This window comes from Acinetobacter sp. YH12132 (genome assembly GCF_013418645.1).
GTDB lineage: Bacteria > Pseudomonadota > Gammaproteobacteria > Pseudomonadales > Moraxellaceae > Acinetobacter > Acinetobacter indicus.
Genome location: NZ_VPBR01000002.1, coordinates 109512 through 124429 on the forward strand (window position 1 = coordinate 109512; position 14918 = coordinate 124429).

A 14918-nucleotide genomic window follows, 5' to 3' on the forward strand; every position below is an offset into this window, starting at 1 on the left:
AAAAATATTGCCAACGCTATGAGGAAATACATAGCCTAAAACAAAACAGCAAATGACTGTAAAAATTACAATATGGGCTGAGCTTATTGTAAGACTGAGATAGAGGGATGAAAAAATTGCTAACCCTAGCCCCAAAAAAATCCCGGCGACAGCGTAGTAAAATGCTGTAATAAAACGTTCAGTATGATCCATTTATTATCCTAACATTCTAATTATTTTAAGAAATTATAGTATAGCTTTTAGATTGAATAATAGAAGACTTAACTTGCGGCCGGAAAGCCATGAAACATCCATTGTATGCCCCACAACAGAACCAAGATTAAAACGATTAAAAAGATAAGTTCTAATTTCTTCATGTTTTAAATTTTCTACAAGCAATAGCATACAGCTGATACGAATTCTTTAATTTATTTTATCTACGTTAGGGCTGTCGCTTGCTCAGCTTAAGTCTGGCGCTCCGGGCTTTGTATAGATGTTATATTGTACACCATTCCAGTGTCATCTTATGGAATAACATCTTTTAAACGGGATATATCGTCAGAACACGCAAGCGTTGAAGCTCGGAAATTCCAGCCATCCACACGAATCATTATAAAAATCCAATCCCTTGATGTAATATAAAATCAATCATGATTAAGATGTATCTAAACTTTTGAGATACCACAAATAAGGATTCAAGCATGCAACAAGAAGTCATCATCGTGGGCGGCGGTATGGTGGGGCTGAGTTTGGCGCTCATGTTGGCTAAAGCCAATATTGCGGTCAAACTGCTCGAAGCAATTCAATACCCGAATTATGATGATGCCAATCTTGCCCCGTATCACTCCAGTTTTGATGCACGAAACAGTGCGCTGTCGCGTCGTAGCGTACAGATTTATCAGGAACTGGGCCTATGGGATGCCTTGCAGGAACATGCTGTCCCGATTCTGGAAGTGCACATTACCGAGCAGGGCAGTTTTGGGAAAGCGCGTCTGCAAGCCGAACAGGAAAAAGTCGAAAGTTTTGGACAGGTGATTGAAAATGCCTGGTTAGGCCGGGTGTTATTGACTCAGGTGCGCGCTGAACCTTTAATTGAACTGATTGATGGGGTAAAAGTCACTTCCCTGACCCAAGATACAGATCTGGCTTATCTGGAAGCGCAGCGTGGAAGTGAAGTCTTAAAACTGCAATCCAAACTGGTGATTGCTGCCGATGGCCGCGATTCATTCTGCCGTAAAGCCCTAGGCATTGGGGTGGATGAACATGATTATGATCAGGTCGCCATTGTAACCACCGTACAAACCTCTAAACCACACAATCATGTCGGTTTTGAGCGTTTCAGTCCTTTAGGTCCGCTGGCGTTATTGCCTTTGCCGGGCGAATATCGTCGTTCGGTGGTCTGGCCGGTGAAAAAAGGCACGGAACATGAATGGGTGGGGGAAGACAATGACCAGCATTTCCTTAATGCCTTGCAGCAGACTTATGGCGATCGGGCTGGAAAATTCCAGAAAACCGGACGCCGTTTTAGCTTCCCGCTTTCGCAGGTGCTGGCAGAAAAACAGGCAGTGGGCCGAGTAGTACTGATGGGTAATGCGGCACATACCATTCACCCGGTGGCCGGACAGGGCTTTAACCTGTGTATGCGCGATGCTTATGTGTTGGTGCGTTATTTAAAAGAACAGCTGGCTCAACAGGCCGATTTGGGCGATGCCGCCATGCTGCAAGATTATGAAAAATCCCGTCTGACCGATCAGCAGCGCGTGATCAAATTCTGTGATAGCGTGGTGCGTGGCTTTAGTAACCAGAATCCGGTGCTGAAACTGCTCAGAAATACCGGTCTGATTGCCTTTGATACCATTCCGGGAATTAAACCACTTGTTGCCAACTATGCCATGGGACTAAAAGCATGAACCAGACAGCACACGTATTAGATGCCGTTATTGTGGGTGGTGGTTTGGTCGGTGGCTTAACTGCATTATTACTGGCCCAAGGTGGGGTACAGGCCACTGTGCTGGATGCCGCACCAATTCTGGATACAGAAAAAACCTTAAGCGTGGCCAATCCGCGCGTACTGGCTTTAAGCCAAGCCACCATCCACCTGCTAAAAAATGTGGGTGTTTGGGATAAACTGGCGCGTCAGCAACCTTATACCGGCATGCAGGTCTGGAATAAAAATGGCTATGGCGAAATCAATTTTGGTCAGCCGGCAGAAAAAACACCAGGAGTGGATCAGGCGCTGGGTTCGATGGTGGAACCCAGCATTTTAAATCTGGCCATTCAGCAAACCATGCTGACGCAGATTCAGGATTATCGTACCCAGGTCAAAGTCACCCGGATTGAGCAGGGCATTGGCGTCTGGCATATTTTCCTGGCCGATGGCACAAAACTGACGACCACACTGTTAATTGGCGCAGATGGGGCCAATTCCTTTGTCCGCGAACAGGCCTTTATTGATCTGGATGTGCTGGATTATCAGCAGGCAGGCATCAGTTGTGCCATCCGAACTGCCCAGCCGCATCAGCATGTGGCGCGCCAGATTTTTCTGGAAACCGGTCCGCTGGCATACCTGCCGATGAGCAGCCTCAAGCCTGAACAGGATGGCCATTGGCAATCTATTGTCTGGACGCTACCAGAGGATTATGCAGAAGAATATGCTGCATTATCCGATCAGGAATTTACCCAGCTGTTGACCCGTGAAAGCCATCATATGTTGGGTGAAGTACTGGAAGCTACACCACGCGCCCGTTTTCCTTTAAAAGCCCGTGCTGCACAGCACTATGTCGAGCCGGGACTGGCACTCATTGGTGATGCAGCGCATGTGATTCATCCGCTGGCCGGGCAGGGCGTCAATATTGGCTGTCTGGATGCCGCAGTCTTGTGTGATGTTCTGCTGCATGACCGGGCACGTGGGGCCTGGGCGCATGAGCAGACCTTGAAGCGTTATGAGCATCGTCGTAAAGGTCAAAATGACGCAATGATGCACAGCATGTCTGCAATTGGCTGGCTGGAAACCACCCAGTTATTCCCGTTGGTCTGGGGACGTAATTTTGGCTTGAAGCAGGTTGAACAGCTGCCGGTGTTAAAGGATGCTTTTATGGCGCAGGCCAATGGTTTGCATCTGCTGAAAGACACGCGGTATGCGGTCTAGCTAGAAATAGTTATTTTTTAAACATTCATTAATACATGATTACGAATTTGGTTAAAAAAGACACGATTTTTTCGTCTTTACCTCTAGGCGAAAGGCGCAGAGATTGATAAATTTCTTCCTAATTGCATGACAACGTTCACCAGGACTCAATTGAGGTCATTTGTGGGGAGATTAAAATGACGGATATGAACGATTATGATGATGTAGAAGATACCACCGTCGATGACGATGAGGCAAAAGCGGCTGAAAAAGGTGCACTGGACAGCGAAGATGCCGTAAACGATGGTGACGTGGCGGAAGCAGAAACCTTAACCGTAACCGCTAAACAGAAGCAACGCCAAGCTTTAGAAGATGAAATTGCGGCCTTCTTGGCACGTGGGGGAAAAATTACTGAAGTCCCACCAGATGAGGCTGCACGTGAATAAGAAAAAAGCATCACCGGAGTGATGCTTTTTTATTGCGAATCAACAGCCAGAATCAGTCATCATTGTTCTGGTTCAGTTCCAGCGCACGCTGATAGGCCACTTTTTTCTTGATCCCGGTTAAATCGGCGGCCAGCTGTGACGCGGCTTTCACCGATAAATCCTGCAATAGTCGGGTCAGCAGCTGATCCAGCTTTTCCTGCTCCAGATCTTTTTCCGCGGTTGCACCACCCACCACCAGTACAATTTCACCTTTTTGCTGATGATGATCGGCTTCAATAAAACTGACCAGCTCACCCAGTGTCATCTTCTTGATGGTTTCAAAGGTTTTGGTAATTTCACGGGCAAAACCGACCGGACGCTCGGCGCCAAAAATACTGGCCATATCTTTAACGCTGTCCAGAATCCGATGTGGCGCTTCATAAAAAATCAGGGTCGCGGTCTGATCTTTAAGTTTCTCCAGACTCAAGATACGCTGTGACTGTTTTGACGGTAAAAAGCCTTCAAAGCTAAAGCGGTCACTCGGTAAACCAACCGCACTCAGCGCTGCAATTGCGGCACAGGCTCCCGGAACCGGAATCACCCGGATATTGTGTTCTTGGGCGGCGCGGACCAGTTTAAAACCGGGGTCGCTAATTAGCGGGGTACCGGCATCACTAATCAGGGCCATATTTTCGCCGTTCAGCAGGCGCTGAACCAATATATCAATTTTGTTACTTTCATTATGTTCATGGCACGCCGTTAACGGAGTTGATATATTATAGTGCTTTAATAATTGAGCGGAGGTCCGAGTATCCTCAGCCGCAATAATATTTACAGACTTTAGAACATCAATCGCCCGATAGGTCATGTCGTCTAAGTGCCCAATTGGGGTGGCTACAACAAATAACTGAGCACTCATTAGGTTTCTCCATGTTTAGGCAAATTATTAATAACAATAAAAGACAGCTTCAAAAAGCAATCATTACCACGGCGCTGTTGGGCGCAGGACTTTCAGTTGCCCAGGCCGAGATTCTGGTCATTCTACCTGAATCGGGTCCTATGGCGCGAGCCGGTTTCAGTATTCAGCAGGGTTTTATGCACGCTTATCAGGCATCGGGTGAGAAAATGCCGGTTAAATTGATTAATTCCGAGCAGCGCAAAATTGGTCCCTTGCTGCGTCAGCATGTCAATGCCAAGACCCGGGTGGTGATTGGACCTTTGGCACGTGCCGATGTCGAACAGTTAGTTGCACTGCGGCCCAAAGTGCTTACACTGGCCTTAAACGAGGTGATCCAGCAGCATCCACGGGTGCTACAGTTTAGCCTGTCAAAAAAAGATGATGCACAGACCTTAAAACAGCTGTTCCAGAAAGATCAGATTAATCATCTGTATATTCTGCGTGAACCCGGCACCGAAGCTGAACACGAACTGTTATTAATGTCTCTGGTGTCGCAGCTGGACTATCCGGTGGAGGTGGTGGACAGTCCGCCGAGATGGCTGAAACGTCAGCAGGGGGTGTTATTGCTGGGTTCAAATGGCTGGATCAATCGCCAGAACAGGTTGCCCAAAAAGCGCTTATACAGCCTGGCCAATGCCGTCGAGTCACAGCAGCAGTTACCGCAAGGCCTGCAATTTTGTGATGCGCCGGCCTTGTATCAGTCCCACTGGGCAGATGTACAGGCCGGAATTCAGGCGGCCAAGGCGGAACACTTTTCTTTTCAGCGGCTGGTGGCCTTTGGTGGAGATGCCTGGCAGATCGCCAATTATTATCTGAAGCAGCCGCAATTAAACCGCATCGAGTTTGAAGGGCGAACTGGTTTAATCCGGATTCAGGACAACCAGATTCAGCGTATTCCGAAATGCTATGTGCAGCAGAAACAGCTGGTACAGATCCTGTAAATGGCCAGTCAGCGCGCGCGTTTGGGGCAGTGGGCCGAACAGCAGGCCGCAGTGTTATTAGAGCAGCAAGGTTATCAGATTCTGGCGGCCAATTACCATTGCCGTTATGGTGAAATTGACCTGATTGTCCGGCAGGATCAGCAGCTGGTGTTTGTGGAGGTAAAGGCGCGATCTTTTAGCGATTATGGCCGGGCGGTGGAGGTGGTTTCTATCTCCAAGCAGCAAAAGCTGATTAAAACTGCGCTGACCTATTTGAGCAATTCTGCACAATTACAGGATTTTTATTGTCGATTTGATGTGATTTGTTTTGATTTTACTGAACAAATTGCAAAAACAGTACAGCAAGATTTTTCCAATTTCACGTATGATCTGCAATGGATTGAAAATGCTTTTACTTTTGATTCAGAGTTCATTAATCTTTGAAGAGAATTGAAGCAAAGATGCTTGAAAACAGAAATGAATAAGTAATGAGGAGTCTTGCTGAGTGTTAAATCGTATCGCAATCACAGTGCTGTGTGTGGCAAGTTTATCCGGCTGTGCAAGCTTTATTTCCAGTGGTACGGGTTCTGCACCTGTAGGAACGGAAAGTGGCGCACGCTCACTTGGCCAGGTCTTTATTGATAACTCCATTGAACGTACAGCAAAAATTAATTTATATAAGCTGGATGCCCGTTTTAAACAGTCACGCGTTAATATTGAAAGTTTCCACGGCAATGTATTGCTGACCGGTCAGGTGCCAGATGCACATCTGAAGCAGTTGGCGGAAGACAATGTACGCGCCATGAGCGATGTTAAAACCGTACACAACTATATTACCGTGGGCAACCAGATTGGTTATAGCACCATCATGCAGGACACCACCGTGACCGCCAATACCCGTGGCCTGATTATGAAAGCGCCGGTGGTTTCTGACAGTAAAGTGCGAATTCACACCGAAGATGGCGTGCTGTATGTGATGGGCCGTTTGAATAATGCGGAAATCGCCGATTTAAATCAGGTGTTACAGCAGGTTGGTAATGTCACCAAAATTGTGACCTTAATTGACAATATTGAAGCCTCACAGGCCACATCTTCTGGTTTTGCCAGCCCGATGATGAATGTACAGCCGGATGTACAAACCCCGGTCGCCATTGATCCGGACCAGATCGAGCCAACGAATGCGCTCTAAGTTGTTCCAGTTTAAAACGCAGCTGCAATATCGTCTGGTTCAGGCCAAAAGTGTATATCAGGAATTCCGCCTGTATGATTTTGGCAGTTATGCCCTGAACCGTTTGACTCCACGACAGGGCTATACGGTAGAGAACGATCTGGCTTATGGAGCGAATGAACGCCATCAGCTGGATTTGTACCGGACTGCCCAGCCACGTCCCCAGCAGCCGTTAATTGTTTTTGTCCATGGTGGTGCCTGGTCACGGGGCGATAAAAAAGACTACCGCTTTGTTGGCGAAGCTTTTGCCCAGCAGGGTTTTGATGTTGCCGTCATTAATTATCAACTGGCGCCGCAGAATATTTTTCCGGTCTATATTGATGACCTGACTTTGGCACTAAACTATATGCATGATCAGCAGGCAGAGTTAAGGATTAACACTGATCAGATTATCCTGATGGGGCACTCGGCCGGTGCATTTAATATCATGTCGGTGCTGTATCATCCGCAGCCTTATGCGCTGAACTGCCGAGACAATATTCGGGCTGCGATTGGCTTGGCTGGTCCCTATCATTTTGACTATAAAGATGATCCGCTTTGTGCCGATGCATTTGATCAGACCATTCCTTATCATGATGTGATGCCGTATTACTTTGTGGAAAGTAATCACATTCGTCACTATTTGCTGGTGGCTGAGAATGACCAGATTGTGCATTTGAGTAATGCGGTTGATTTTGATCATGTGCTAAACAAGCATGGCAATCATAGTCAGCTGATCACCATTCCACGCACCGGGCATGTCAGTATTATGGGCTCGGTATCGAGTCTGTTTAGCCGTTATTTTAAGACCAAGCACACGATTATGCAGGCGCTGGAAGAAACGCTAAATTCCTGAGTAGTGTCTCTTTAGAGCCAGGCTTTGCTGTCGTCGGCGACGGCAGAGCCTTCGGTCACGTGTTTGATCATGGCATGGGCGATACTGCCTTTGAATGGAATATTCGGCAGCTGATCAAATTTAAAGAATTGTGCGTCGCTGATTTCTTCTTCCTGTAACTGCAGTTCACCACCGGCATATTCGGCTTTAAAGGCAATCATCAGGTTGCTTGGAAAAGGCCAGGGCTGACTGGCCAGATACTGAATATTCTTTAGCTGGATACCGACTTCTTCCGCGGTTTCACGGCGTACCGCTTCTTCCAAGGTTTCTCCCACCTCAACAAAACCGGCAATCAGGCCATACATATTGGTGGTGTTTCGCGCATTTTTGGCCAGCAGAATTTCATCTTCACCGCGGGTAATGACGGTAATGATGCAGGGTTGTACACGTGGATATTGGCGATACTGGCAGACCGGGCAAACCATGGCATATTCGGTGGCATGTGCTTCGGTGGGATGGCCGCAGTGGCTGCAAAAACGGTGATTACGACGCCATTCTAGCAACTGGATTGCACGGCTGGCCTGTTCAAATTCGGCACTGTTCCAGAACTGTAACAGCTGGCGAATTGGCAATAATTGATAGCCTTCAGGAATGGGCTCATCGGGGAGTAAGTCGCGGGCAATCACCTGATTGCCCGTAGACAGGTCACTTGCTAATTTTTCAACTCGGGGCAGTTGAAACTGTTCATCGACCAGCAGTTGCTGTTGGTGAAAAATATAGGCAAGTGAGAGTTCAGACATTAGGCTACAGCTTTCAGTTTTTCGCTACTTGCCAATGCTACATCAAACATCGACTGTAAAACAGGCTGTTTGTTTTTTAAATTGTCAATCAGCATGTCGGCACCGGCCAAGGTGTCTAACACGGCATTCAGCTCGTCACTACTGAGCGTTTCACCGGCTTCGCATTTACGATAGATAAAGTCAGCGGCAGTCAGCAGCGCCTGCTGGCCTTTTTCTTCATTCAGGAACAGCAGGGCACCGGCCACTTCACGCAGCTGGGTATAGGTGTTTTCCAATAAACGCACATCCTGATCCTGAACGTGCTGCACCAGAATCTGCTGAGCCAGATCAATTAAGGTTTTGGTTTCGCTCAGCAATACTTCATGCGCTTCATCTAAACGGTCCAGCGAAATGTGCATGTTGTTAACGCGCAGCTGTAAACGGCTAGAGGTATGATGACGCTCCAGCACCCCAATCGAGTTCATCGCTGATAAAATGGTGTTCATCAGCTGCTGGGCAAAGCTTTCTTCTTTGAGCACTTCGGCCTGACTCAAGGCGTCGGCCTGAACCAGCAGATCACGGTGGGCTTCATTCAGGTTCAGTACTTTAAAGATGTTGGCCAGATCTTTGAGCTTGGCTTGCAACTCCTGGGTTTTTTCAGGGGTCATGTTCTGGTAGTTGTATTCGATGTCATTGCGAATCTGCGCCATTTCGCTGGTCGCCAGAGCACTGATGGTCTGCATGGTTTCAAAATCCGGACCATACAGATGACGGCTGAAGACCTGTAACTGGGTGTCAGTCAGCAGGTCTTCACCAATATTCAGCTGTTCGCGGATGTGCTGGGCCACCTGATCTTCCTGGCTAATGCACAGGCTCAGGATGTTGGCCAGATCACTTAACTGGGCCTGGAAGCTGTCTGGTGCGGCAAAGTATTGACGCATATTCAGTTCAATACTGATTAAGGTGCGTAAACGTGGTTCATTCAGCAGCAGGTTATCAATCTGGTTTAACGCCACATAGACCAGATTCCAGTATTGTTGGCTTGGATGCTGGGCGGATAGACCGGCTAAATAGGTGCCGACCAGTTTCATGGCTTGCAGATCCAGCTCGGATTCTTCCTGCTTCAGCAGTTTGTATAGTGACAGTTTATACAGCTGATGCACATAGCCTGATTTTTCCAGACCGGGTGCTTGTGGCAATTTGAATTCCGGGTGAATACAGTCCAGCAGAGATTCAATATGCTGGCCTTCCTGGGTGAGTGGTTTACCCAAGGCACGTTCCAGACGGTTTAAGGTATCGAGCAGGAACTGTGGAATTTTAACTTCGCGCAGACAAATAAATTCGATGTAGCGCTTGAGCATGGTGGTGCCTTCACTTAAGGCAATCACGTCTTCAGTTTTAATTTGCGCCGGATTCCCCATAATCTTGCGCATTAATTCTGCTGAATATTGGGCAATTTTTGCCAGGCTCGACATATCAATCAGGGCTAGTACCTGGGCACATTGCTCAAACTGGTTAAGGGCATCATCAATCCCGAAAGGTAAAGTCTGATCTTCTGCCAAGGTGCTGACTGCGGATTCCACCAATTTGATTGAATTATCAACCTCATTTTTTATTATCAGTAACGCAGTCGGATCAAAATGAATAGAGGTTTGGTAAGACATGTATCTGCACCTTTCCTAGTGTTTTATCTGTTTATGGGCCTGCTGCAAAAACAGCAGACCTGTTTATCTTAACTATAACTGAACTAGGAACAGATTAAATACAAAAAATTACAATCGTCGGTTTTTTTATTTGGCAAAAAAGCAGGGCTGTCCATGCTTTTCTTCAAATTGTTTGACCCAATTCTCATGTGCTTCCAGCTCTGCGGCGGAAGGCAGAATCACCGGCAATTCCACTTCAATGCTGCGACGACCCGATTCACCGCTTTGTTCTTCATGATGAGCTGACAGGGCATCCATATCAAAGGATACCTGGCCACCGGTCATGGCCAGATAGACATCGGCCAAAATTTCAGCATCGAGCAAGGCGCCGTGGAAGGTACGGTCACGCGCCGGAATTTCATAACGCTTCACTAAGGCATCGAGCGAGTTCTTTTGTCCCGGATGCTTGTTTTTGGCCATTACCAGGGTATCGGTGACTTCACACACCGCCGATAAATCGCCTAGACCACAGCGGTTAAACTCCATATCCAGGAAGTTCATATCGAAGGTGGCGTTATGCGCAATAATTTCCGCACCTTTTAAATAGTCATACAGCACTGCAGCAATTTCAGCATATTTCGGCTTGTCTTTTAAAAACTCATCCGAAATACCGTGCACCACTTCCGATTCACCGACCGGTTTTTCCGGGTTGATATAAATATGAATCGAGCTGCCGGTCAGTTTGCGGTTGACCATTTCAATCGCGCCGACTTCAATAATCCGGTCACCATCCTGATAATAAAAACCGGTGGTTTCCGTATCCAGAATCAGCTGGCGTGGACCATAAGCCTGAACCGTGGCCGGGGTAATCACAATATGGGGATGCGATGACGTGTTTGCTGGCGCTGTTGTACTCTGGTTCTGGGTTTCATCTTGGATCAGGACTTCGTTCTGATTCGGGCTGTCATTTTGACTGAGGGTTTGCGTCACGGTAATGCTGTGCTGGGTCAGACTGAGATGATCCTCCTGCACCATTAGCAGTTCTTCTTCGACTTCAACGTCTAGTTGGCTGTCGTCTAGATCGAAGCCAAAAGGGTCGTCGAGCAACCAGTCAGATTCTGCTTTTTTTTTAGCCGTGCCCGGCGGGATGACTTCAGACTCAGCGCTTTTATCTTCAGTAATGATTTGTACCGGCGTCACTTTGACCTGCTGTGCAAATACCAGATCGGCCCCTTTGTTGGCCAGCTGATCGGCCATTTCATTGCCAGCATGGCCAGCGTGACCTTTAATCCAGTGCCATTCAATTTCACGACCCTGACAGATGGCATCCAGTTTTTGCCATAGGTCCGGATTTTTCACATCTTTCCAGTTTTTCTTTTTCCAGCCGGCAATCCATTCGGTCATGCCGCGTTTGACATAGTTGGAATCGGTCCAGAGAATCAGTTTGGCCTCTGCCGGGCAGAACTGAATGCCTTCAATGGCTGCCGTCAGCTCCATACGGTTGTTGGTGGTTTCCAGTTCCCCGCCATAGAGTTTGTGCTGCTGGGTTTCTGTAATGACATATGCACCCCAACCGCCCAAGCCAGGGTTTCCACGACAAGCACCATCCACATATAGTGTGATTGTTTGAGACATAAGCCAGATCCAAAGAGAGCCAAATAAAAACCGAGTCGCTATTGTATAACGCAATTGCAGATCAGAAACGCCGAAGACGTCAATTTTTTAATTTCTTGTAACATTTATATTAGAATCGCGCTAGAGTAAAACCTTGTGTCGTAGTGATGCTTCACTACAATGTCAAATCTAAAAAATAATTTATAGACGAGTTGTTTGGATTTCCTATGTATAAACCAACCACACGCATGTGGCAGCCTATGGTCCCGGCACTATTTAAAATTACAGTTTTGGGTTCAGCGCTGGCCGCGCTCGGCATCAGCACCGGCTGTACCTCTACACAAAGTGCCAGCAAAGCGTCAACGTCGAGTCAGGTTGGTTCAGGTTATCTGGACGCCAGCAGTTTAGATTCACTGGAAGATTTATTGTCGGCCACCGACATGCGCGCGGTAGAAGGCGACCGTTTACTGATTTTAAAACACGGTGATGTCTGGAAGCGTATGACCGTAGGTTTCAAAATGGATCTGGAACACTGGAATCCGCGTATTGAAGCGCAGCGCGGCTGGTTTATTTCACGTCAGCCGTATATTGACCGTTTAAGTGCGCGTGCTTCACGTTATCTGTATCACACAGTTAAAGAAGCCGAGCGCCGTGGCATGCCGACCGAACTGGCATTATTACCAGTCATTGAAAGTTCGTACGACCCGGCAGCAACCAGTAGCGCTGCTGCAGCCGGTTTATGGCAGTTTATTCCAAGTACCGGACGTATTTATGGTCTGAAACAGACCCCGCTGTATGATGGCCGCCGTGATGTGGTCGAATCGACCCGTGCTGCCTATGAATTTCTCGGTAGCCTGTATAACCAGTTTGGTTCCTGGGAGCTGGCTCTGGCCGCTTATAATGCCGGACCGGGCCGTATTCAGCAGGCGATTAACCGTAACAAGGCTGCCGGTTTACCGACCGATTACTGGTCACTGAAATTGCCACAGGAAACCATGAACTATGTGCCGCGTTTCCTGGCAGTGGCGCAAATTATTAAAAATCCAGGTGCCTACGGGGTGCGTTTGCCGCCAATTGCCAACCGTCCCCATTTCCGTGAAGTGACGGTCGGAGCGGTGAATTTAAATGATGTGGCCAATATTACTGGTCTTAGCCGTGCCGAGTTATATGCACTGAACCCGGGCCATCGTACTGACCGAATTGACAGTGCCAGCCCGATGCGGATTCTGATTCCAGCCGATTTAAGCCCAACAGTCGATGAACGTCTGAAAAACCTGCAAGGTGGTGGTTTGCTGGCCAGCAACACTCGTCCTAGTGTGACGACGCAGACCACGACCAGTGCCCCAGCTACAAAAACCACCACATCCGCTTTGACGGCCAGTGTGACTCAGCGTACTGCTACGACTACACCAGCGAGCACAGCCAAAACTGCTAGCAGCACGACTACAACCAGCACCAAACGGATCAGTACGCCACGCGGTTCATCGGCTTTGGCCTCTTTTGCGGCCAATTCAGATATTCCAAGTGCTCCACGTATTCCGGTGGCCATTACCCCGGCACAGAATATTCAGCCGGTGAAGGTCGAACCGCCAATTTCAGCAGCAGAACGTGAACAGATTCTGGCGGCAGTGAAAACTGAAGACCAGAACAAAACGGTAGAAGAGGTGTTGCAGCCGGTGGCCTCTCAGGCTGAACAGGCGCAGGTGGTGGCCGAGTTAAAAGAAATTGCACCACAAGGCACTGAAATTGTCGATCCTTATGATGGCAAAATTAAGCTGACCGCGATTCAGACCAGTCTGTCGGTGGCCGAGCAGCAAGGCAAAGAGCTGACCAAAGGTTTTGCTTACCCGAAAAGTGTCGCGGATAGCACCCGTCCAGATTCAGATGAAGCCCAGCGGAACCAGGGCAAGAACGTAATCAAGACCGACACTGAAGTGGTGGTGGTGCCGCCAAAAGGCAAGCGCAGTACCTATACGGTACAGGCCGGCGATACCCTGGTGCTGATTGCCATGAAAAATGGGGTGAACTGGCGTGATGTGGCAAAATGGAACCAGATTGATCCAAACTCGACTTTATATGCCGGTACCACCATCTATTTATATAATGCCAAACCACAAGCTGCCGCGCCAGCCAAAGCCAAAGAGCAGCCGGAATCCTATGTGGTTAAAGCTAACGATACCTTAACCGGCGTGGCCAATCAGTTTGGTTTATCGGTCAAGCAACTGGCGGATTACAATAATCTGAACACAAGCAGTGGCCTGTTTGTCGGCCAGAAGCTGAATCTGCAAGAAACAGCAGAGATGCGTGCCAAGGCAGCTGAGCAGAAAGCGGCTGAAATCAAAGTGGCCACGCAAAGCTATACGGTGAAGCGCGGTGAATATCTGAAACTGATTGCGGACCGTCATGGCTTGTCCAATGCAGAACTGGCAGCCTTAACTCCGGGTCTGACTGCGGGCAGCAGTTTGCTGGTTGGACAGCGGATTAATGTGCCTGTAAGTGACTCGAAAGCCGAAGCAAAAACTGAAACGGCCGCAGAGAGTCGTCGTGCAGTGCCAAGTACATCAACAGCTGAGATTAAAACGGAAAACTATACTGTCCAGCGCGGAGACAGCTTATCGAGCGTGGCCGCACAAAGCAAAATGAGTCTGGCTGATCTGGCCGCCTTAAACCAGATTTCGACCAATACCGGCCTGCGAATTGGGCAAACTTTAAAAATTCCCGCCGGTTCGACCATCCCGGATAGTTATACAGTACAGTCGGGAGACACCTTAACTGCCATTGCCAACCGCTATAACCTGAGTCTGGAGCAGATTGCCAGTTTAAATGGCATCAGCCGGACTGCCGGTTTACGTACCGGCCAGCGCCTGAAACTCAGCGGTGAGCCAGCGCTAGTGGAAGAAAGTAAGGTCAGCACAACTGCGGCAAACTCTGATATTCATATTGTAAAATCGGGTGAGACCTTAAATAGTATTGCGCGTAAATATCATTTGCAGCTGAACTATCTGGCCGCACTAAATGATCTGCCACGTACTGCTGCACTGCGGATTGGCCAGCGTTTAAAAATTGAAGGTGATCTGGACAGCAGTAGCAACCGTGCCGCGGTGAGCACCGCCAGCACGGGTAAAGCAACCGAAGCCTATACCGTTAAAGCCGGTGAGTCCTTAAATGCCATTGCCAGCCGTACCGGTATTTCGGTCGCTGAACTGGCGGCCTTGAATGGCCTGAGTCCGCGTGCCAGTTTAAGAGTGGGACAAACCCTGCAATTGCCAAAAACCATGACAGAATATAAGGTCAAGCGCGGTGATACCCTGATTGGGCTGGCCAGCCGTTATGGTCTGGAAACCAGTGAACTGGCCGATATGAACGAGATTAAACCGAATACGCAGCTGCGTATTGGAGAGATCATCAAGGTTCCGAACCTGTAATTGCCG

The 14918-nt window shown here is 48.3% G+C and carries 12 protein-coding genes; 8 read left to right on the forward strand and 4 right to left on the reverse strand.

The window, feature by feature from the left end:
* Positions 1 to 680 precede the first annotated feature (680 nt).
* The 3 genes from ubiH to FTU67_RS02675 all read left to right on the forward strand — a co-directional run bounded on the left by ubiH (position 681) and on the right by FTU67_RS02675 (position 3552).
* On the forward strand, positions 681 to 1889 hold the full coding sequence (gene ubiH / locus FTU67_RS02665; protein ID WP_168384605.1) for a 2-octaprenyl-6-methoxyphenyl hydroxylase: 1209 nt from the start codon (positions 681 to 683) through the stop codon (positions 1887 to 1889).
* A complete protein-coding gene (locus FTU67_RS02670; protein ID WP_180061373.1) occupies positions 1886 to 3127 on the forward strand; it encodes an FAD-dependent monooxygenase in 1242 nt (413 codons plus the stop codon). The genes ubiH and FTU67_RS02670 overlap by 4 nt, the downstream gene beginning before the upstream one ends.
* Positions 3128 to 3303: 176 nt before the next feature.
* Positions 3304 to 3552 (forward strand): hypothetical protein, encoded by a 249-nt coding sequence (locus FTU67_RS02675; RefSeq protein WP_016659239.1) that lies wholly within the window; start codon positions 3304 to 3306, stop codon positions 3550 to 3552.
* 52 nt (positions 3553 to 3604) lie between these two features.
* On the opposite strand, the gene rsmI is transcribed toward FTU67_RS02675, so the two are convergent.
* On the reverse strand, positions 3605 to 4450 hold the full coding sequence (gene rsmI / locus FTU67_RS02680) for a 16S rRNA (cytidine(1402)-2'-O)-methyltransferase (protein WP_005179227.1): 846 nt from the start codon (positions 4448 to 4450) through the stop codon (positions 3605 to 3607).
* 11 nt (positions 4451 to 4461) lie between these two features.
* Here rsmI and FTU67_RS02685 point away from each other — a divergent pair, with 11 nt between their 5' ends.
* From FTU67_RS02685 to FTU67_RS02700, 4 genes are all read left to right on the forward strand, one after another.
* Positions 4462 to 5430: a penicillin-binding protein activator gene (locus tag FTU67_RS02685; protein ID WP_180061374.1), complete on the forward strand. Its 969-nt coding sequence runs from the start codon at positions 4462 to 4464 to the stop codon at positions 5428 to 5430.
* Positions 5431 to 5853, forward strand: coding sequence for a YraN family protein (locus FTU67_RS02690; RefSeq protein ID WP_016659236.1), 423 nt, complete (start codon positions 5431 to 5433; stop codon positions 5851 to 5853).
* A gap of 61 nt (positions 5854 to 5914) precedes the next feature.
* A complete protein-coding gene (locus FTU67_RS02695) occupies positions 5915 to 6598 on the forward strand; it encodes a BON domain-containing protein (protein ID WP_016659235.1) in 684 nt (227 codons plus the stop codon).
* Positions 6588 to 7472 carry an alpha/beta hydrolase gene (locus FTU67_RS02700; protein WP_180061375.1) on the forward strand — a complete coding sequence of 295 codons (885 nt, stop codon included), beginning with the start codon at positions 6588 to 6590 and terminating at the stop codon, positions 7470 to 7472. The genes FTU67_RS02695 and FTU67_RS02700 overlap by 11 nt, the downstream gene beginning before the upstream one ends.
* 11 nt (positions 7473 to 7483) lie before the next feature.
* Here FTU67_RS02700 and nudC read toward each other — a convergent pair whose 3' ends face one another.
* The 3 genes from nudC to dnaQ all read right to left on the reverse strand — a co-directional run bounded on the left by nudC (position 7484) and on the right by dnaQ (position 11508).
* Positions 7484 to 8251: an NAD(+) diphosphatase gene (nudC, locus tag FTU67_RS02705; protein WP_168414398.1), complete on the reverse strand. Its 768-nt coding sequence runs from the start codon at positions 8249 to 8251 to the stop codon at positions 7484 to 7486.
* Positions 8251 to 9894: a chemotaxis protein gene (locus tag FTU67_RS02710; RefSeq protein ID WP_180006726.1), complete on the reverse strand. Its 1644-nt coding sequence runs from the start codon at positions 9892 to 9894 to the stop codon at positions 8251 to 8253. Before FTU67_RS02710 ends, nudC begins: the two co-directional genes overlap by 1 nt.
* Positions 9895 to 10020: 126 nt before the next feature.
* On the reverse strand, positions 10021 to 11508 hold the full coding sequence (dnaQ, locus tag FTU67_RS02715; RefSeq protein ID WP_180006725.1) for a DNA polymerase III subunit epsilon: 1488 nt from the start codon (positions 11506 to 11508) through the stop codon (positions 10021 to 10023).
* Positions 11509 to 11714: 206 nt separating this feature from the next.
* On the opposite strand from dnaQ, the gene FTU67_RS02720 reads away from it, so the two are divergent.
* Positions 11715 to 14912 (forward strand): LysM peptidoglycan-binding domain-containing protein, encoded by a 3198-nt coding sequence (locus FTU67_RS02720; protein WP_180006724.1) that lies wholly within the window; start codon positions 11715 to 11717, stop codon positions 14910 to 14912.
* Positions 14913 to 14918 lie beyond the last annotated feature (6 nt).